This window comes from Paenibacillus jilunlii, assembly GCF_900102965.1.
GTDB classification, from domain to species: Bacteria; Bacillota; Bacilli; order Paenibacillales; family Paenibacillaceae; genus Paenibacillus_AQ; species Paenibacillus_AQ jilunlii.
Map to the genome: position 1 here is coordinate 215,174 of NZ_FNGM01000002.1, position 20,629 is coordinate 235,802.

Here is a 20,629-nt window from a genome sequence, read left to right on the forward strand (position 1 = left end):
CTTACGCCACCTTTTGAGAAGCATAAATCTTCTAATATTTATAAAAAGGGCAGGATCGCTAAGATCCCGCCTTTGAAGCTACTATTGCGCGTCCAGTCCGTAGTTCCTGCACAAGGCACTAAGGCCGCCGGCAAACCCGCTTCCCACCGCCTGGAACTTCCAATCCGCACCATGGCGGTAGAATTCACAGAAGACAACGGCAGTTTCTGTTGAGAAGTCCTCGCCCAGATCGAACCGCAGAATCTCACGGTCGCTGGAAGCATCCACGACACGCACAAATGCATTGGAGACTTGTCCAAAGTTCTGGACTCTTGCCTCATAATCATAAATGGTTACTGTAATGCCGATACGCTGAATATTGGCGGGAACCTTGCTGAAATCCACAAGGATCTGCTCGTCATCCCCATCGCCTTCCCCTGTACGGTTATCCCCCGTATGGGTTACAGATCCGGAGCCGCCGGAAGGATTATTGTAAAAGACAAAATCATCCTCACCTTTGGCTTTGCCATCCTCATGGAGCAAAAATGCCGAAGCATCCAAGTCAAAGTCCTTGCCGCCGCTATATTTGTTCGTATCCCAGCCGAGTCCCACAACTACCTTCGTCAGACCCGGATTGGTCTTGGTAAGATCAATCCGCTGTCCTTTGGAAAGACTGATCGTCACTGGTAACAACCTTCTTTCGTGAATAGTATCATTTAACGAAAGCCGCAGGTTTTATTGCAGCCCGTAATCGCGGGTCAAGCCGGAAAGACCGTCCTTGTAGCCGCTGCCGATGGCATTGAATTTCCATTCTGCACCGTTGCGGTACAGTTCGCCTACCACTACGCCGGTTTCAATGGAGAAATCTTCTCCCAGGTCAAACCGGATCAATTCTTCACTGTTGGCATCATTTACAATACGCACATAAGAGCGGGAGACTTGTCCAAAGTTCTGGCTTCTGGCCTCAGCTTCATAGATGGTAATGGTAAAAGCCACTTTCTCAACATCTGCCGGAATGTTCAGCAGATCCACTGCAATTTGCTCATCGTCCCCGTCGCCTTCGCCTGTGCGGTTGTCACCGGTGTGGATAACGGAACCGTTCTCGTTCTGCTTGTTGTTGAAGAAAATGAAGTTGCTCTCTTTATCCACTTTACCGCTGGCATTGGTCAAAAAGACGGAGACGTCTAAGTCAAAATCTTTACCGCCGTCGTATTTATTGGTATCCCAGCCGAGGCCCACTGTGATTTTGGACAGACCCGGGTTGGTTTTGGTCAGATCGATTTTTTGCCCTTTGGATAAATTAATCGCCATGAATAGAAACCTCTTTTCTTATATTGGAATTAGATGTAGCGTTCAGCCAATTGGTTGATATGTGCTGCGTGCGCCCCCTCACCGATGGCTGCGAATTTCCATTCTTCGCCATGCCGGTAGAGCTCTCCGCAGATCAATGCAGTAAAACCTGTGTAATTGTCCGTCAGGTTGAACTTGACCAGTTCAATGTTGCCCGACGCGTTCACAATCCGGATGTACGCCGATTTAATCATTCCGAAATCCTGCTTGCGGTTCACGGCATCATAGATATTGACTACGACCAGAACCTTGTGCACATCGGCAGGAATCGCCTTCAGATTCACCTTAATCTGCTCGTCGTCCCCGTCTCCCTCGCCTGTCAGGTTATCCCCGGAATGGACAACAGAGCTATTTGCATTCTGTTTGTTGTGGAAGCAGACCAGATTCAGCTTGTTGGTCAGCTTGCCATTCTCGCTCAAGAGCAGCGCCGATGCATCGCAGTCGACGTTGGCCTGCTTCTTGACGCCGAAGAATCCGCGTGCCGGCTCAGCAGGGTCCCAGCCAAGTCCTACAATGACATTGGACAACCCGGCATTTCCTTTTGTTAAATCAATCTTTTGACCTTTTACCAAATTAATACCAGCCAAATTCACGTACCTCCGTTTCGAAAAGAATCGCAGCTAAAATTCTAACTTGCGGGTGTTATACCAGTGATACGACACAGAAGCAATTACGTTTCACCCGTTTCCCGGTAAATTTCAATCTGGTGCTTACAGGCTGAATTCGCTTGGGCTGAGCCCCAGCACGCTGCAAATATTCCGCACCACTGCTTTTTCCTGCTCGTCGAAATCACCGTCAGCCGCTCCGATTGCGGAACATACGCCTACAATTACACGTCCAACTTCCGGTTTGCTGCTGAATTTGGCGATGGCTTTCAGCGCTTCCTGCTTGCCGATCTCCGGAGAAAATTCGAAATTACTGACATAGAAATTGAACTGGGCAATGACATCCCTCATGTCAAAAACCTTCAGTTCGTTGCTGAGGTTCATATATCCGGCCATTTTGTTCTTTTCAGCTTCCTCAATCTTGCCGTCAGCCGCAGCCACCAGGGCGCAGCCCGCGACAACAGCGTTCATGAAATCTTTATTTTTGAACTTTTTCACCTGTTCAGTCAGTCCGCTTTTTGTAGTGTTCAACCAATTTTTAAATGTGCTCATCGTATTCTCCTTCTATCACTATAAGTTATGATAAACAAAAGATATCCCCGAGCCTCCTCTCAGCCGTTTCGACAGATATTTACTTAAAGTTCCAGCTCTCAATCCTTACCCCTCTAATATAACCGATTAATCGCCAAGATTCTACTTTGCCAGGATTTCACAATACCTTGGACAAAAAGGCCCGGGTACGCTCATGAGACGGATGGCTGAACAATTGCTCCGGATGGCCCTCCTCGACAACCGCCCCCTGCTCCATAAACAGCACACGGTCCCCCACTTCGCGGGCAAACCCCATCTCATGGGTAACCACTACCATGGTCATCCCTTCACGGGCCAGATCCTTCATGACCGCAAGCACCTCACCGACCATTTCCGGATCAAGCGCAGAGGTGGGCTCATCAAACAGCATGATCTTCGGCTCCATCGCCAGCGCACGGGCAATGGCTACCCGCTGGGCTTGACCGCCGGACAGCGAGGCAGGATACGCCTCGGCTTTTTCGCTTAATCCTACCTTGTCCAGCAGCTCCAGCGCCTTCCGGCGCGCTTGCTCCGCAGGCCATTTGCGGACCTGGACCGGGGCGAGCATAATGTTCTCGATCACTTTTTTGTGGGGGAACAGATTGAACTGCTGAAAAACCATGCCAAGCTCTGTACGGATATCGTTAATTCTGGTACTTTTGGCCATCAGGGACGTTCCTTCAATAAGGATGTCGCCCTCTTGCGGCTGCTCCAGGAAATTCAGGCAGCGCAGAAAGGTTGATTTGCCCGAACCCGAAGGTCCGATCACCACCACAACCTCCCGGGTGTGAATATCCACATTAATGTCGGCCAGCACCTTGTGGGCGCCAAATGATTTATGCAGATGTCTAACTGAGATCATAGGCTCCATGTGCGGTTACACCTTCCGTTCAATATAATTAAGCAGCTTGCTGAGCGAGTACGTAAGAATGAAATAAATGAGTGCAGCGGTCAGATAGGGTTCCCATATCCGCAAATACTGGCCTTTCATCGTGTTGCTCCAGTACATAATCTCCGGGGCGGCAATCAGCGCGAGCAGTGAGGAGTCTTTTACCAGAACGATAAATTCATTGCCGAACGCAGGCACCATCCGTTTAACCGCCTGCGGCAGAATGATAAACCGCATCGCCTGGAATCCGGTCATCCCCAGTGACACTGCAGCCTCCCGCTGCCCCGGGTCAATCGACTGGATGCCCGCCCGGAAAATCTCGGCTGAATAGGCCGCTGAGTTCAGAGAGAGTGCTACAAACGAGGTCATCAGAACATTCGTGCTGCCGTAAAAGGCAGGGATCACCCCGAAGTGGACAATCAAAATCTGCACATACAAAGGGGTTCCGCGGAAAAAGTTAATGTAGCAATGAAACGGCCAGCGGAAATACGCTTTTGGAGCCATTTTGCCAAAGCCGATTCCCAGCCCCAGGATAGAACCGAAGATGATTGAGACGATAGATACACCGATTGTAAAGGCCGTACCCTTAAGCAATACCGGCAGATAATGAGCAATGATGTCAAATCTGAAATCCATAGAACTCTTCCCTTCTCTTCAGCTTGTTTCTTTCTCTCTATTTCAAAAAAAGAAGCACGCGCAATAGCAATCATTACGCATGCTTAGTTGTTCCAACGCTTACTCCGCGTTCAAAAGGGTCTGGGTATCCGGCTCTTCACCGAACCAGTTTTTGTAGATTTCGGCGTATTTGCCGTTCTCGATAATTTTTTTGATCGCCGGATCCAGCTTGGCCTTCCATTCACTGCCCTTCGGATACAGGATGCCGTAATATTCAGAGCCGAAGTTCTCCTTGTCGATGATCCCCGTCAATTTCTGATCCGGATTGTTCTTGATGTATTCATTCACGATGGCGATATCCGCTACCACCGCATCCGCTCCACCGCTATTCAGTTCCATCAGGGCCACCGCGTTGCTGTCGAAACGCTTCAGGTTGCCGTTGTCCACACCCATAATCCCGCTCATCAAATCATCCGCCGTAGTCGCCGCCTGCACAGCAACCTTCTTGTCCTTCAGGTCAAGCGCACTCTTGATATCGCTGCCTTCCTTAACCATGATCATGTTGGTGGATTCAAAATAAGGGATGGAATAATCATAAGTCTCCTTACGTTCGTCCGTAATGGACACCGAAGATAACCCGGCCTGGTATTCCGTGCCCTGCTTCACGCTGGACAGCATGGTATCCCAGCCCGTGTTCGTAACAGTGTAACCGATACCCGCTTCTTCCATGACCGCCTTGATGAAATCAATGTCGAAGCCCTTAATCTTATCGGTGTCCATGTACTCCATCGGCGCATAGCTCGCGTCACTGGCGAACTTGATCGTCTCCCCGCCGGCGCTGCCGCTATCCGCCTTATTGCCGGAGCCGCAGCCTGCCATTGTAAACACCATAAATGCTACCAAAGCTGACACCGCCCATTTCTTTTTCATCCCCATCCGCCAATCCCCCTACTGATTTGTAAGATAACTTAAGGAGATTTTATCAGATTAAAGTGTCAGTGACAATTAACTTTTCACATTTATGTTATGTTATATAACATATTATTGCTGGATTGTAACATTTGATGTTTTTTCCGTCCCGTAATTCGGAAATACGGCAAAATTCCTGCCATACAAACGTTTTTGCATCAAAAAAAGGCACCGCCGGAAGAGGCTCATCCTCCTGGCGGTGCCTGGCTATGCTGCGGTTCCCTAATGGGTTCTAATGGTTTTTACCGCTTGCTTATACTTAAAACGTCAAATCTCCGTCATACGAAGCGATCATCCGGTACAGCTCCGGCCGCCGGTCGCGGAAGATTCCCCACTCAATCCGGCCAACCTCCAGTGCGTCAAGATCGAATTCGCTGACCAGTACGGTCTGCTCATCCCGCCCGGCTTCAACAATCTTGTTGCCCTGCGGGCCAGCGATAAATGAAGAGCCGTAGAAGTTAATGCTGGACTCCTCATCGGTTTCTTCTCCGATCCGGTTCGAGGCTACGACAGGAATCAGATTCGCCGCCGCATGGCCCAGCATGCAGGTCTGCCAGTGGTCTTTGGAATCAATTGAGCCATCCTGCGGCTCCGAACCAATGGCCGTTGGGTAGAACAGAATTTCCGCACCCATCAAGCTCATTACCCGCGCTGCCTCCGGATACCATTGATCCCAGCACACACCTACGCCGATTTTGGCATAGCGGGTGTTCCACACCTTAAATCCGGTATCCCCGGGATTGAAGTAGAACTTCTCTTCATAGCCTGGGCCATCCGGGATATGGCTTTTGCGGTACTTGCCCAGCACCGTGCCATCGGCATCAATCACGGCCAAGGAGTTGTAACGGGCATAGTTTTTCTTTTCATAAAAGCTGATCGGCAGCACCACTTGCAGCTCCTTGGCGATGGCCTTGAAATGGTTCACCGCTTTGTTGTGCTCAAGCTCAGTGGCATAAGCATAATAATCGGATTTCTCCTTCTGGCAGAAATACGGGGTTTCAAACAGCTCCTGCAGCAGAATAATCTGCGCACCTTGGGCTGCAGCTTCTCTAACCAGTGTTTCCGCCTTGCGGATATTCTCATCAATGTCGCCCGAGCAGCTCATTTGCGTCGCGGCTACTTTTACGTTTCTCACAGTTCTGTCCTCCTTGCATAAATAGATGATCTCCCGGCAGGCATCTGCTGGGTGGTGCAGTGTACATTGCCGCCTTCACCAATCACGGCCATTCCGTCCACTGTGCGGATTCTGCGGTCCGGGAACAGTGCAGCAAGCTTCTCTTCGGCAAGCGCATCCGTCTCAGCGGCGGTGCCGCCGAACACCGGCAGGATAATCCCGCCGTTCACAAAATAAAAATTCAAATAGCTGAGCGTCAGACGGCTGCCGTCATAGTCGGTACGAGGCGGCTGCTGGATGGTGACAATCTCCAGCTTCCGGCCTTTGGCATCCACGGCATTCTCCAGAATGCGTAAATTCTCCCGTGTAATCTCATAATTCTCGTCCTGCGGGTCATCGCAGACCTGGATAATCACCTTGCCAGGTGCAGCGAAGCAGGCAATATTGTCAACATGACCATCCGTTTCATCCCCGCTTAGGCCGCGTTTCAGCCAAATGATGGTCTCTGTGCCCGTATATTTCCGCACGTATTCTTCAATTTCTTCCCGGTCCAGCTCCGGGTTGCGGTTCTTGTTCAGCAGGCATTCCTCGGTGGTAATGAGCGTACCTTCACCGTCCGTATGGATTGAGCCGCCTTCCATGACCAGCGGAGCATCGTAACGGGTCACCTGGACCTGCTCGAGAATCTGCGGAGCCACCTCATCATCAAGATCCCAAGGCGAATATTTGCCGCCCCAGGCATTGAATTTCCAGTTCACTCCTGCAAGAGCGCCATCCGCACCCTTCACAAAGGTCGGGCCGTTGTCACGCAGCCAGGCATCATTATGCCGGATCGGCAGCAATGTAACGTTGTCTCCCAGAGCCAGCTTCTCTATCTGCTCCAGCTCTTCGGGATTGACTACCACGGTTACCGGCTCGAACTCGGCAATGGCCCGGATAATCTCGGCATAGCCGGCGCTCACCGCTTCATAATTATCCGGAAACACCATGGAAGCCTGAACTGGCCAGGAAATAAACGTGCGTTCATGTTCGCCCCATTCCGGCGGCATTGTATAGTTTAAATCTTTGGGATACATTCTTATAATTACCTCTGCTATTCATATTTGGAGCGGGAAAGCTGTCCCGGAAAAGCTCCTTACCCATCATACAATAATATAGGGATGCGCTCAATTGCCGGACAAGCAAATCCCCCTGGGAAAATCCAGGGGGATTAGGGCCAGCTATTTTTACAGGTGGATCTGCTTCACAATTTTTCCGGCAAAATCCTTGATGATGAATTCTCCATTCTCCAGGATCGCGTAGGAGTTGGGATTATTCTCTTTTGGCAGCGAGATTGAGCCGGGATTTAGTACCGTGATGCCTTCTCTGACCTCAGCTACCGGGAGGTGGGTATGCCCCTGAATAAAAACATCGCCCGGCGCAAGCGGAGGCAGATTGTCGATGCTGAAGCCATGCCCGTGGGTGGCATAGATCTTCCGGCCTTCATGAAGGATCAGCACATAGTCGCCCATCATCGGGAACTGCAGCAGCATCTGATCGACCTCGGCGTCACAGTTGCCGCGCACGGCCACCAGCGATTTGCCATAGGCATTCAGCCTGGCGGCGACTCCCTGGGGATCATAACCATCCGGCAGCGGATTCCTTGGCCCGTGGTACAGGAAGTCGCCCAGCACAACAAGCGTATGCGGCTGCTCCTCCTCCGCCTTCGCCAAAGCCTGCTCCAGCCAATGCAGCGATCCGTGAATATCCGAAATGAACATCAGTTTCATGATACATTCTCCTTTTATGTGGTCTATGTATCTATTTATCTTAACCTGCAAGGGACCGGAAACGCAAAGCAGACGCCCCGCAGGGCGTCCTGAACCTCAGGTTCTTATCCAGCATGGCTTAAGGCAGATTCGAGGAACCCGTGAGGAACCGGTCCACTTCCCGTGCTGCCTGCCGCCCTTCATTAATCGCCCACACCACAAGGCTCTGGCCGCGCCGTATATCCCCTGCGGCAAATACGCCTTCCACATTAGTTGCCTGTGTTCCAAACTCAGCTTTGGCGTTGGAGCGCTCATCACGCTCTACTCCAAGCTGGCCGAGCACAGTCTCTTCCGGTCCGGTGAATCCCAGGGCGAGCAGCACAAGCTGCGCCTTGATGACTTCTTCACTGCCCGGAACCTCAACCGGCACCATCCGGCCCTGCTCATTCCGGCTCCATTCAATACGCACAGTATGCAGCTCCTGCACATGTCCGCCGTCGTCTCCAACAAAACGTTTCGTGTTCACAAGATACCGGCGCGGATCTTCCTGATACAGCGAAGCCGCTTCCTGCTGGCCATAATCGACCTTCAACACCTTCGGCCATTCCGGCCAAGGGTTACCCGCCTGGCGGGTAAGCGGAGACTGCGGCATAATCTCCAGCTGGATCACACTGCGGCAGCCGTGGCGGATGGAAGTCGCCACACAGTCTGTGCCTGTATCCCCGCCGCCAATGACGACCACATCTTTGCCGGCCGCCGAGATGTACTCGCCGTCTGCGAGACCGGAGTCGAGCAGACTCTTAGTATTCAGTGTCAGGAACTCCATCGCCTGATGAATGCCCCGCAGCCCGCGCCCTTCCAGTGCCAGATCACGCGCCTGCGTGGAGCCGCCGCAGAGCACCACTGCATCATGTTCCTCCTTCAGCTGTGATGCGGCAATATCTCTGCCGATCTCGGTACGGGTAACAAAGGTAATGCCTTCTGCTGCCAGCAGATCCACGCGGCGCTGTACAGTCTTTTTGTCGAGCTTCATGTTCGGGATTCCGTAAGTCAGCAGGCCGCCGATGCGGTCTGCACGTTCATATACGGTGACACTGTGTCCTGCCTTGTTCAGCTGTGCGGCACAAGCAAGGCCTGCCGGGCCGGAGCCGACGATCGCAATCTTTTTGCCCGTACGGGTGAGCGGCGGCTGGGGAACGATCCACCCTTCCTCAAAACCTCTGTCCACTATGGCTTTCTCAATGGATTTGATGGTGACCGGCTTGCCGTTCATGCCCACGGTACATGCACCTTCGCAGGGCGCAGGGCAGACACGTCCGGTAAACTCCGGAAAGTTATTGGTCTTGTGCAGCCGTTTCAGGGCTACCTCCCAGTTACCGCGGTAAACCATATCATTCCATTCCGGAATAAGATTGTGCAGCGGACAGCCGGAAGCCATCCCCGAGAGCAGCCGCCCCACATGGCAGAACGGCGTACCGCAATCCATGCAGCGCGCGCCCTGCTCCCGGAGCTTCTCCTCATCCATCGGCTGTGCAAATTCATTCCAGTTCTTGATCCGCTCCAAAGGCTCGCACTCCGCAGGAGTCTGCCGCTGATATTCGAGAAATCCTGTTGCTTTACCCATCCCTGTCATCCTCCGAGTCTCTCTGATTGGCCGCCGTATATTAAAGGGCGGCATTCTTGCCCCATTCGGCTCCAAAAAGACAGTTACTCTCTGTCACCGACTGATCATTTGTCACTGTAAAGCAGCAAAGCAAAAAGCTGTGACAAGGCGGGTTTCCGCCTGAAATGACTTCATATTATCATCTATCCTCTATAGCCTAAATGAGTAATGTCACATTTTTTAAATAAAATTCCGGGGATGGGCAACGCTATTTTAATAGACTATTGTTCCTTTGCTGCATGATAAATGGAATTGAGCACACCCAGCAGAATTGAGGTAACCGGGAACACCACACAGTTGACATCCCAGCTTCCAAAAACAAACCCGCTGATCAGGAGAGTGACGACGGCCAGCGGCCGGATAATGGCTGCGGCGTAGCCCATGACCCGGTTCTTCTTTTACTTTTCCCGGGTATACTCGCCCTCCTTAAGCAGAAAGCTGAAGCTCTCCTTGATGGTCCCATAGTAAATGAACAGAAAAACAGCCACAGCAATCAGTGAGAGTAAAAGCACCACGCCATACCCGGAAGAATCGTTATTGATGAGAGACCCCGCAATGACCGGAACGGGACTTAATACACACAGGCATACGCCCATCACCAGGGACAAAGTATACGTCGAGGCATAAGCACTGCTGCGCTGCTGAATCTCGGACCGCAAATGATGCGGCAGGTTAAAGCCTTTGTGCAAATACTTATAATTTTCCAGCATCATGCCGCTGAATATGAATAGCCCAACCGCCAAAGCCACCAGTATAAGCAAAGCCACCACACCTAAGATTCCAGCAGCATCTTCCGAGAGGATTCCTTGTAGAAAGCCGGTCTCAGCCAGGACATCGAGCAGAATCAGCAGCGCAGGCCCTATGAGGCACAGCATCACACCAATCCCTATCATGAACCCCGCTTTCTTCTTGGCAACCATGTAGTCCCAGGTATCCTCCGGTGCCAGCACAGGAAGATTGTCTTCCTCGCCTTCAACCGCAATATCCAGCTCTTCCATCAGTTCATCAATGTTGCCGAACTCGGAGATCACGATGCCAACGGCCTCATTTTCGGTTTTGCCTTCTTCTTTCAGCTCACGGTACTTCTCTTCCATGCTCGCCAGCAAGTCCTGCTTGACCCCTTCTATCTGCGAGGTCTTAGGCAGAGCGGCAAACATATTGTTCAAATAACCGATGATGGTGTCCATTCCTGATCACAGCTCCTTAATGAATTTGTTTACAACTTCCTGGGTAATCAGCCACTCGGCACATTTCTCATGGTAATAGGCCAGCCCCTCCGGAGTGATGCGGTAGTAGGTGCGACGCTTCCCCTGTGTCTCATCCTTATAAAAAGAGCAGATGTACCCATTCTTCTCCAGCCGGGTAAACGCTGAATAAAGGGTGGTTTCCTTCATAATATATTTCTCATCCGACAGCTTCCTGATATTCTTGGCGATCTCGTAACCATAGGATTCTCCGTCCAATAGCATGTATAAAATAAATGTATCGTTGTATCCGCGGATCACATCGCTGCTGATCAATGATCTTCCTCCTTACTTCACCTGTCGTACTACATCTGTCGTAGTAATTGCATTGTAGCATAATTACTACGACAGGTGTAGTATTAATTTTGGAAAAATGAGCCTGTTTTTTTCTTGAACAAAAAAGCTACACTGCTCATCACGGGACAGCGTAGCCTTTATGGATTTTAGGTTTAGGTTGCCTGGGTACTCTGTAGCCTACCCTTGCCAAAGTGAAGCGATCTTCTCCCAGCCCTTCCTGATTGGATCGGCAGATCGGCGCAACTCCAAGTGGAAAAAGGTTAACTAATTTGCCCCGGCACCCTGTTCTCCAAAGATTAAGTGGAAAAAGGTACACTAATTCAGCTCATTTTCCCCCTGACAAGGTAATAGGGTCCAATTAAGTTCCCTTTTTCCACTTCAATCTCACAATTGTTGATTTTGGGGAGAAATAAGTTCCCTTTTTCCCACTAGCGCTTGCGAAAAAGGCGGTGAGCAAGCGCTTGTGGGAAAAAGGATAACTAATCCGATCGATTCGCACCCTTACTGGTGATTTTGCTTAACTTCCCCGCTCCGTTAAATGATTCTATCGCTCCTCATTCATGTATAATTACCTATACAGCAAAAAATACAGCAAAAAAAGACTGTCCCGTAGGCAGATGACTCTACCCTTAAGACAGTCTTTATATTCTTCAATGACGTGATTCTGGCCTTCGTCCGGCTAAGCCTGAACAGCGAGTACAACCATCCCTATACCCTTAACAGTCAGCCGCCCGTCTGTCTGGAGCACCGCCAGCTCTTCGCCCAGCAGCGGCTCCCAACCTCCCAGCGGCGGCAGCGCAAGCGTTGACCCCTTCGGATTGGTATTGTAGACAACGTACAGATGCTGCGCCTCATCGCCACCGGCATGCTCCCGCAGGGTATAAGCTATAGCACCCGCCGGCGCCTTCTCAAAAAACAGCTTCGCGCGGATTTCTTCTGCACTGCGCAGCCGGAAGGCAGGATGTGCCCGGCGCAGCGTGATGAGCTTTTTCATGTAAGCAACATCGTCCGCATACGCGGCACAGCGCTCCCAGTCCAGCCAATTGATCTCGACCGGTGACCTGAAGCTGTTCTCCACCCCATCTTTGGTGCGCAGAAATTCCTGTCCGGCATGAATAAATGGAATTCCCTGGCTTGTCAGGACCATGGCGGAAGCCAGACGGTGCATCGCACGGTGCTGTTCGTTGCTGGCCTTAGGGGAGGACAAGACAATTTTATCCCACAGGGTATGGTTGTCATGGCACTCCATATAGTTCACGCATTGCTGGGGTTCATCGGCAAATTGGCCGGTTGTCTGTCCGTACACCACTCCCCCGGTAATTCCTGTCTTTACCGCCTGCTCCAGTCCCGATCTGCCGCCGATAAAGCCGGGGTCATCCGGCAGGAAAATGTTGCCCTTCACCGCATCACGGTAACCATCGTTGAATTGTCCAATCCCCGGCAGTGCATCCGCATTGCTCTGATTAGCCAGCCGTTCCATGGCAAGCTCGGTCTCCATGATCCAACCCTCGCCAATTGTCATGATCGAAGGGTCGATTTCATCCAGCCGTCTGCGGACTTCCGCCATTGTATCAATATCAATCAGGCCCATCAGATCAAAACGGAAACCGTCCAAATGATATTCTTTGGCCCAGTAAAGCACCGAATCCACAATAAAACGGGACATCATTATACGCTCTGAAGCCGTATCGTTGCCGCAGCCTGAGCCGTTGGAGAGACTGCCATCCCGCTTATAGCGCAGATAATAGCCGGGAACGAGTTTGGTGAAATTCACACGGTACCCGTCATAGACATGGTTGTAGACCACATCCATGATAACGCGCAGACCCCGGTCATGGAGCGCCTGGATCATGGTTTTGAGCTCGGTAATGCGCAGGCCCGGCAGATAGGGGTCTGTTGCATAGGAACCCTCCGGCGCGTTGAAATTCTTCGGATCATAGCCCCAGTTAAAGTGCGGCTGATCTAGCTTGGTCTCATCCACACTCTCTGTGGAGTAGTCGTAGATCGGCAGCAGCTGGATATGCGTCACCCCAAGATCAGCGATATGATCCAGTCCGGTCAGTATCCCCCCCGGACCCCGTGTTCCGCTTTCGGCGAGACCCAGATATTGTCCTTTGTGGGCAATCCCGCTGGCCGGATGAATGGACAAATCCCGCAGATGAAGCTCATAAATAACCGCGTCCACTGGATGAGCCAAAGGCGGAGTATCTGAAGGCAGCTTATCCTCAGCCCACCGCTCCGGGTCCGTTTTGCGCAGATCAATAATCGCCGCTCTATCCCCATTTACACCGACAGCCCGGGCATAAGGGTCTGCCGCCTCATTCCACTGCTCTCCGATACGCACGCGGTAGGTATACAGCTTGCCCTCCAGATCACCGGAAACCGTCAGTCTCCAGGTCCCCCGCACCTCGCGGACCATAGGCAGGCGGCGGCCGACAGTCTGCTCCCAGGAGTCATACAGCACAACCTCCGCCTCCTGGGCCGTAGGCGCCCACAGACAAAATGCTGAGCAGGCCGGTGTATAAGCGAGGCCAAGGTCATCTCCGTCATAGCTGAACAGCTTGTCAAAATCCTGGTCGAATACAGAAACCCCGCTGGTAGCTGCAGGATCTCCAAAGTAGATAGGTTCTTCCATTTCCCTTTGTACTGACATCCAAATATTCCCCTTTTCCCCTTATTAATTGGATATTATACCCTGATCAACAAGTTTGTGCAAACGTTTGTACTTAGAGGTCTATATGCAAAGCTACCATGGTGAGAATGCTCCGATTGGGCAAATAAGGAATCCGGCGTTCCCGGCCAGGGGTAAACCCTCCATTCTTATGGCGTATGCCATTATCCTGGACAATCAGCACGGGTCCCGCTGCCGCATCTGTCATATCGTAACCGGTCCCCAGCACCCAATGATAATCATACGCATAGCTCCCCCTCCAGCGGAGGCTGAACCATTTGTCGAACATCACCGCTACCGGGCGCTTCGCGTCAATCTCGGCTTGGTACCTCTGCATATGATTAAAAAGGGATACCGAAAACGGCTTGCGGTGTTCACGCGGAAGAGCAGCTCCCAGGTAACCCTGCAGCCCTTTGACAAAACCGCGTGCACTCATCCCCCACGGCTTCCCCCCGTGATGACTGTATATATAATTGATATGCGCCGCTTTGGAGTGGAAATGACCTGCTCCAGGAATTAAGCTGCAGCCTCTCCGCGTGTGCCAATATTCCATTAAGGCGGCTATGGTCGCCGGGCCGCAGGCAGAGCCGGGCGAGGATACGCCCGGTTCCCACTGCGTGTACGGCTCCACATCCAGCCGAATTTCGGGATGTTCCTCTCTCATAGCGATATCTTTTCCATCCGCTCCCGGAGTATCCGTTCGATGTCGGAGGAGAGAAACGGCTTGCTCATGAAGTCTTCCATGCCTGCAGCCAGGCACCGCTCCCGGTCCTCCGGCCTCGCATATGCGGTTACCGCAACGATGAACGGCTGGTGGCTCACCGGTGCCTGCTCCCTGATTCTGGCAGCCGCTGTCAGCCCGCTCATCACCGGCATTTGCACATCCATGAACACCAGATCATAAGGCTGCCCGAGGACAGCCTGCAGCGCCTGCTGGCCGTTCTCCGCAAGATCCGCCCGATACCCCCGCTTTTCCAGCATCGTCAGTATAAGCTTCTGATTAACGGGATGGTCCTCCGCGACCAGAATCCGCAGAGGCCCATACTTCGCTTCAGGCAGCCCCGGGGGCAGTTCTCCGGCAGGCAATAAACCACCGCCCCCTACCTGTTCCAGATGTTTCCCGCCCGCACAGGCAGCAGTATTTGCACCGCTATCCGGCGTATTTAAAACTTGTGGCGGCTCATGATCCTCCGCCCCGTTCTCTTCCCATTCCCTGCCGGAGACGATGGGAAGCGTAAAGTAGAAATTCGATCCTTTTCCTTCTACGCTCTCCATCCCGATCGCACCGCCCATAAGCTCGACAAGGCGTTTGCAGATCGCAAGCCCCAGACCTGTCCCCCCATACTTGCGGTTAATCGACGGATGCAGCTGGGAGAAGGACTGGAAGAGCAGCGGCTGCTTTTCGGAGGGAATACCGATTCCGGTATCCTGCACACTGAACTTCAGGCTGAACTTCTTCGCATTCGGGCAAAATTCTGTTTCTACGCCAATAGAGACTTGTCCTTCCTCGGTAAACTTGACGGCATTGCTCACCAAATTAACGAGTATCTGACGCAAACGGTCCGCATCGCCCATAATCAGCTCCGGTACATCTTCCGCTATGCGGCTGGACAACAGGACATTTTTTTCCTTGGCTTTGGGTGAGAACAGCTCGGTTACAATGCCCATCACCGACTCCACACTGACCAGCTCATGCATAAGGGTCATTTTACCGGCTTCGATTTTACTGAAATCCAGAATCTCATTGAGAATATACAGCAGGGAAGAGCTGCTCTGGCTGATGATCTCCGCATAACCGCGCTGCTCCTCATTAAGGTCCGTTTCAGCCAGTAAATCCGTCATGCCGATAATCCCGTTCATCGGGGTCCGCAACTCGTGGCTCATCACCGCCAGAAACTCCGATTTGGCCTGGTCCGCCTTCTCGGCAGACTCTTTGGCACGGATAATTTCCTGTTCGTCGGTAATATCCCGGAATACCACAACTGCACCTTTGCGCTCTCCTTTGTCAAACAGAGGTGTTGCCTGATATTCAGCAAGAAAACTTGACCCGTCTTTGCGCCACAACACCGCATCCATGCTCCGCTGGGACTCTCCGGCCTGAATAACCCGGAGCAGGGGAGAAGCCTCCGTCCGGTAATGAACAGCGTCAGACGCCGTTTGCCGGATATGGTTCAGATAGGAGCGGCCCATGATTTCGTCTTGCTCAAAACCCAGCATATATGCACCAGCCGGATTGATGAACGTGATCCTTCCCTCGGTATCCAGTCCGAATATGCCTTCAGACACCGCATTCAGAATCAGTGTGTATTCATTGCTCAGCTTCTCGATCTGCTCGGTATACCTGATGCGCTCCGTGATGTCGCGGGAAATCCCATACACCCCTACTACCTGCCTGTCTACGATGATTGGAATGTTGAGGGTATTAATTTCGACCAGATGTCCATCCTTATGGATCAGTGTCAGATCATAGCTCTGCGGCTCCCCCTGGCTGGCCAGTCTGAAATGATGCAGGGTCTTCTCAATGTCCTTCTCATGCACAATGGGTCCAAAATACATGCCGATCAGCTCATCAAGAGTATACCCTGTCAGTTCCTCCAGATTGGCATTGGCCGTCAAATATTCCCCGTTCAGATTCATGGAGTAGACTGCTGACGGATTATATTCGAAAAGGGACTTGTAGCGCTGCTCGCTTTCTCTAAGCTGCTGCTCCATCTGACGCCGCTCGGTAATATCCTGCATCATGCCGATAAGCTGCACCGGCTTGCCGTCAGGGCCGCGCATGACATCCCACTGAATGTGTACTGTAAGCAACGCAGTGTCAGGAAGAACCAGACGGTAGGCGGATTCACCGGATTCCCCCTTTTTCACCGCCCGTTCAACTTCCGCTTTCAGCAGCTCCAGGTCGTCCGGATGAACCAAAGACAAGAAGGTTTCGTATTTTACATCCGTCCCTGTGCTATAGTGCAGCATACGCTGCAGCTCTTCCGAAAACACCAATGTGCCTTTGGACAAATCCCAAACCCATGAACCAATCTTCGCCACACGCTGGGCGGCAGCCAGAGCCTCCTCGTTCTGCTTACGGCTGGTCACATTGCGCCCGATACCCATGATCCGCACGATTTCATTATTTTCATCATGGATTACATGAAAGGAAGTCTCGAACCACAAATAATGTCCGTCTTTATGGCGCAGCCGCCGGATATAGGTTTTGCTCTCCAGCAGCCCCTGGGACTGGTCCATCCCTTCAATATCATCAGGATGGTAGAACTCCAGCCTGTTCCTGCCAACCATCTCCTCCGGCGCAAAGCCAATCTGCAGCTGTGAGGAAGGAGATATGAAGCTCAGCGTCCCATCAGGCAGGGTGAAGGAAATCATCGTCTGGTCATCTTTTATAAATAAATCATACAAATCACGGCTGTCCACGGTCAGCTGATCGGCGATTTTGCGGTCGGTAATATCCTGGGCATAGACAATAATATGGGAACCAGCTTGTCCCGCCGGAGCCTTCACACACGTAAGCAGGAGCCACACCGTGCGGCCGGAGCGGGTTAGAAGTTTCTTCTCTTTGACCAGAGAGCGCTCCGCAGAGGAGTCAAGCTCGCCGATAATAAGATCTATGTCCATCTGCTGAATTTCCTCCTGCTGGGCAACAGTGTTGTGCAGCAACCCGCCGGCCAGAAACTCCTGTTCACTGCAGCCGATCGTGTGGCAAAAAGCGGGATTCACCTTCAGCCACTTGCCCTCTGGAGACAGCACTCCCGTTCCAAGCGGAGACATCAGGAATGCATAATCCAGAAGCTCCCTGTTATTCTCATCCAATTCAGCCAGGCCTCCTTCATCACGAGCCGCTGCTTTTGCAGACTCTCTGTTATCCTATTACCCCAGTATACGCTAAGAGAAGTGCGGAAAGAAATGAACAGGCCTGTTTCAAACCAGAAAAATCTAAAATTGAAAATATTGACGGATATAGGAGATTCATCTATAGTTTAGATACATATTTTATTCGTGTCCTGTTACGCTGGAAGCACCCGTAATGAAGGCTTATTAGCCTTTGCTGCGGGTGCTTTTTTGTCTTTTTATGCAGGTCTGCGGATGTTAAAAAAGGAGGAGAACGATGACTACCCTTAAGAATTCTGTTCTGACACTTTTATCGCTTTTGCTTCTAATGCTGCCGCTGGCAGGCAAGGCGGCTGCTTCCGGGACGGAGCTGACCCCTTCAATCCAGGCCGCCTTTGATTTGACAGCTGCTGTTGCAGATTCATCCTCAAGAAGCCAGCTGAACAGCCAGTATAGTGAGCTATCCGTATTATCAGCACAATATAACAGCAGAGAGGAACAAATCCGGAAGCTTCATGAGAGTAATGCGCAGTCACTCCTAACGGTGAAAGAGAAGATCAAGAATATTGATCAGGACACCGTGGCCCGGCTTACCGCTGCAGCTGCCAGCACCAAGGCGCGGTACCAGCCGCTGTTCGACCAATACAGCGCGCTTAACAAGCGTATATCCCTGCTTAGGGGAATGCGGGACAAGTCCTTGAATTCCGTGCTGCGCGCCCAGTCCGATGCCATGAAAATTCTCGTCCAGATGGCCCGTCAGGACATCCGCGACCAAGAGGCCCGGCTGAAAGCCGCCAAAGAGGCCCGGGCCAAGAAAATAGCTGCGGCACGCAAGACTCTTGCCGGGATCGACAGTCCGCAGACGTCGATCAAATCCCAGAAAAGTGTGATCTCTTCCCTGAACAAGCGCTTGTCTGCAGATTGGAGCGACTTCAAATCGGCCATCCGCAAACAAAACCCTTCCTTGACCAGCCTGTCCCTGAATTCATTGCTCTCCGGCCACCGGCAAATTGCAGCCAGCAAGCAAAGGATCATCGAACTGGAACAAAAGATTGCCGGTGTAATCACTGCAGCTTCGAAGCAAATCACCTGATCCTGCTCATCAATGTGTCTTCCCCCTGCTTGGCGGCATATGTTAGGTAAGAGGCTACAGCTATGGGGTGAGGAGGCATATACCTATGCATATCTGCATGATTGCACCGGAGCAGTATCCGGTGCCGGGAGACGGCTCTGTGGAAATCTGCATCTGGGCGATTGCCAGAAAGCTGGCCCGGCGGCATAAAGTAACTATCGTGAGCAGAAAGGCTCCCGGACTTCCTGACACCGATGAACAAGAGCAGGTGCGTATCGTCCGCCTGGTCTCAGGCACGCCTGCACGTTATCTTGCATCCGTCCTGGACTATCTTGAAACAGAACATTTCGATGTGATACAAGTCGATAACCGGCCGCTCCTGATGTCCTCCGTCAAGCGCCGGCATCCATATACGCCTGTTATCCTGTTCCTTCATTCCCTGACTTTTGTGCCTGCTGAATCGAGAATTGCACGCAGCCTGGCGAGAGCTAATCTCATTGCTGTCAACAGCCGCTCCCTGCAGCGCAGGCTTGCCCGCCGCTTTCCCGGCCTGGGCGGAATCATCCGTGTCGTGCCGCTCGGCGCCGATTTAAGCCGGTTCTCTCCGGCAGAGCTGCCGGAGAAGCAGCAAATGCGAAGGCTGTACCGCCTGTCTCCGGTGTTTACTGTGCTGTTCGTCGGCCGGGTCATTCCGCGCAAAGGCGTTCCTGTGCTGATTAGAGCCATGCGCCTGCTTCATAAACGCTTGCCGGCCCAGCTGATTATCGCCGGCCACGGCAAGCCGCCGTATATCCGGCAGCTTAAGGCCATGGCCCGGCGTCTGGGAGTCCGGGCTGTTTTTATCGGCAGGATCGCTCATGAAGATATTCACGATCTGTACCATGCGGCAGATGTCTTTGTCTGCCCGTCCCAGCGGCATGAATCCTTCGGGCTGGTCAATGTAGAGGCCATGGCCTCCGGACTGCCCGTCATTGCCTCGAACAACGGCGGCATCCGGGAGATTATTGTATCGGGCCATAATGGATATCTGGTGCAGCGGTACCGCGAAGCGTCACCGTTCGCCAAAGCCCTGCTGCAGCTCGGCCGCGAGCCGCAGCTTGCAGCCAGAATCGGACTGCAGGGAAGGAGGGACGCACTGCAGAATTTCGGTTGGCAGCATACAGCAGCGGCGCTGGAAGAGCTGTACCGTTTTCTTTTGCTGAATTAGCGGAATGCTATGCTGTTATCCGCTTCTGTGCTATGCGACACAATGTACAATGAAATTTGTGACCATATTCGCAGGAACCAACTACAGTTAATATTATACTCGAATTGTAAGCGTTGCCATTAAGCAAACAGATCACCACTAAGGCCACCCAGACATTGGCAACCCCCTACAACACATTATTCGCTGTAGAAAGGGTGCATCGTTATGTTAATGATCAAAGCTATAGTTAGACCCGAGAAAGCGGATGCGGTTATGGCTGAACTGCTGCTTGCCGGCTTTCCTTCCATCAGCAAGATGGATCTGCTCGGCCGCGGCAAACAAAAGGGAATCCAGGTCGGAACCAATCATTATAATCAAATCTCCAAAAAACTGCTGATGATTGTCATCAATGACGACGAGAAGGAAGATGTCATCAGCATTATTATGAGAACGGCAAGAACCGGTGAGCAGGGTTCCTTCGGTGACGGCAAAATCTTCGTGCTGCCTGTGCAGGAAGCCTACACGATCAGCAACGGTAAAAGCCAGCTGTAGAGCTCCTATCCATATTTGAAATGTAACTAGAAACGGCTGCATTGTCCTTCCGTGGACAGCGCAGCCGTTTTGAATTTTTGGGTCTCCTGAACCCGCTTTCCCGCAAGCTTTAGGTGGAAAAAGGATCACCAATTCGGCAAATTATCATCCTTACCGTCAAATTTGCCTAAATTAACTCTACTTTTTCCCACTATCCCCTCTACAAGTACGTTTTCGGGTCCATTTAAATGGACTAATTCCACTTCGCTTCCCTGCAGTTGCTTACGAT

The 20,629-nt window shown here is 52.0% G+C and carries 20 protein-coding genes; 3 read left to right on the top strand and 17 right to left on the bottom strand.

The genetic code is table 11. The annotated features are described in order from the left end of the window. Positions 1-81 precede the first annotated feature (81 nt). From BLQ82_RS05765 to BLQ82_RS05840, 17 genes are all read right to left on the bottom strand, one after another. A complete protein-coding gene (locus BLQ82_RS05765) occupies positions 82-663 on the bottom strand; it encodes a TerD family protein (RefSeq protein WP_020430847.1) in 582 nt (193 codons plus the stop codon). 51 nt (positions 664-714) lie between these two features. After that, a complete protein-coding gene (locus BLQ82_RS05770) occupies positions 715-1,290 on the bottom strand; it encodes a TerD family protein (protein WP_062524995.1) in 576 nt (191 codons plus the stop codon). Between the two features lie 29 nt (positions 1,291-1,319). Further along, positions 1,320-1,916 (bottom strand): TerD family protein, encoded by a 597-nt coding sequence (locus tag BLQ82_RS05775; RefSeq protein WP_062524993.1) that lies wholly within the window; start codon positions 1,914-1,916, stop codon positions 1,320-1,322. Between the two features lie 123 nt (positions 1,917-2,039). Further along, complete coding sequence (locus BLQ82_RS05780; RefSeq protein WP_062524991.1) at positions 2,040-2,486, bottom strand: tellurite resistance TerB family protein; 447 nt, start codon at positions 2,484-2,486, stop codon at positions 2,040-2,042. 157 nt (positions 2,487-2,643) lie between these two features. Beyond that, positions 2,644-3,366, bottom strand: coding sequence for an amino acid ABC transporter ATP-binding protein (locus tag BLQ82_RS05785; RefSeq protein ID WP_062525286.1), 723 nt, complete (start codon positions 3,364-3,366; stop codon positions 2,644-2,646). Positions 3,367-3,381: 15 nt separating this feature from the next. Continuing rightward, a complete protein-coding gene (locus BLQ82_RS05790; protein ID WP_062524988.1) occupies positions 3,382-4,029 on the bottom strand; it encodes an amino acid ABC transporter permease in 648 nt (215 codons plus the stop codon). A 99-nt stretch (positions 4,030-4,128) separates the two neighbouring features. Beyond that, entirely contained in the window at positions 4,129-4,938 is an 810-nt protein-coding gene (locus BLQ82_RS05795) for a transporter substrate-binding domain-containing protein (protein WP_425281123.1), read from the bottom strand. Positions 4,939-5,236: 298 nt separating this feature from the next. Then, positions 5,237-6,112 (bottom strand): N-carbamoylputrescine amidase, encoded by an 876-nt coding sequence (gene aguB, locus BLQ82_RS05800; protein ID WP_062524986.1) that lies wholly within the window; start codon positions 6,110-6,112, stop codon positions 5,237-5,239. Beyond that, on the bottom strand, positions 6,109-7,167 hold the full coding sequence (locus BLQ82_RS05805; protein WP_062524984.1) for an agmatine deiminase family protein: 1,059 nt from the start codon (positions 7,165-7,167) through the stop codon (positions 6,109-6,111). Before BLQ82_RS05805 ends, aguB begins: the two co-directional genes overlap by 4 nt. A 150-nt stretch (positions 7,168-7,317) precedes the next feature. Beyond that, a complete protein-coding gene (yfcE, locus tag BLQ82_RS05810) occupies positions 7,318-7,860 on the bottom strand; it encodes a phosphodiesterase (protein WP_062524981.1) in 543 nt (180 codons plus the stop codon). Between the two features lie 118 nt (positions 7,861-7,978). Further along, positions 7,979-9,463: a glutamate synthase subunit beta gene (locus BLQ82_RS05815; protein WP_062524979.1), complete on the bottom strand. Its 1,485-nt coding sequence runs from the start codon at positions 9,461-9,463 to the stop codon at positions 7,979-7,981. Positions 9,464-9,723: 260 nt separating this feature from the next. Further along, on the bottom strand, positions 9,724-9,885 hold the full coding sequence (locus BLQ82_RS32340; RefSeq protein ID WP_208810750.1) for a hypothetical protein: 162 nt from the start codon (positions 9,883-9,885) through the stop codon (positions 9,724-9,726). A gap of 15 nt (positions 9,886-9,900) precedes the next feature. Further along, positions 9,901-10,689: a permease prefix domain 1-containing protein gene (locus BLQ82_RS05820; protein ID WP_208810748.1), complete on the bottom strand. Its 789-nt coding sequence runs from the start codon at positions 10,687-10,689 to the stop codon at positions 9,901-9,903. A 6-nt stretch (positions 10,690-10,695) separates the two neighbouring features. Next, on the bottom strand, positions 10,696-11,022 hold the full coding sequence (locus tag BLQ82_RS05825) for a PadR family transcriptional regulator (RefSeq protein WP_062524977.1): 327 nt from the start codon (positions 11,020-11,022) through the stop codon (positions 10,696-10,698). Between the two features lie 700 nt (positions 11,023-11,722). After that, positions 11,723-13,696 (bottom strand): type I pullulanase, encoded by a 1,974-nt coding sequence (gene pulA, locus BLQ82_RS05830; protein WP_062524975.1) that lies wholly within the window; start codon positions 13,694-13,696, stop codon positions 11,723-11,725. A gap of 73 nt (positions 13,697-13,769) precedes the next feature. Next, positions 13,770-14,378, bottom strand: a complete 609-nt coding sequence (locus tag BLQ82_RS05835) for a C39 family peptidase (RefSeq protein WP_062524972.1) — start codon at positions 14,376-14,378, stop codon at positions 13,770-13,772. Continuing rightward, the gene (locus BLQ82_RS05840; RefSeq protein WP_062524969.1) at positions 14,375-17,533 is read right to left on the bottom strand and encodes a PAS domain S-box protein; all 3,159 of its coding nucleotides are present in this window, start codon (positions 17,531-17,533) and stop codon (positions 14,375-14,377) included. Before BLQ82_RS05840 ends, BLQ82_RS05835 begins: the two co-directional genes overlap by 4 nt. A 295-nt stretch (positions 17,534-17,828) precedes the next feature. Here BLQ82_RS05840 and BLQ82_RS05845 point away from each other — a divergent pair, with 295 nt between their 5' ends. The 3 genes from BLQ82_RS05845 to BLQ82_RS05855 all read left to right on the top strand — a co-directional run bounded on the left by BLQ82_RS05845 (position 17,829) and on the right by BLQ82_RS05855 (position 20,361). Continuing rightward, positions 17,829-18,644 (top strand): hypothetical protein, encoded by an 816-nt coding sequence (locus tag BLQ82_RS05845; protein ID WP_062524966.1) that lies wholly within the window; start codon positions 17,829-17,831, stop codon positions 18,642-18,644. Positions 18,645-18,729: 85 nt separating this feature from the next. Further along, positions 18,730-19,830 (top strand): glycosyltransferase family 4 protein, encoded by a 1,101-nt coding sequence (locus BLQ82_RS05850; protein WP_062524965.1) that lies wholly within the window; start codon positions 18,730-18,732, stop codon positions 19,828-19,830. Between the two features lie 204 nt (positions 19,831-20,034). Continuing rightward, positions 20,035-20,361, top strand: a complete 327-nt coding sequence (locus BLQ82_RS05855; RefSeq protein WP_020433554.1) for a P-II family nitrogen regulator — start codon at positions 20,035-20,037, stop codon at positions 20,359-20,361. The last annotated feature ends 268 nt before the right edge of the window (positions 20,362-20,629 follow it).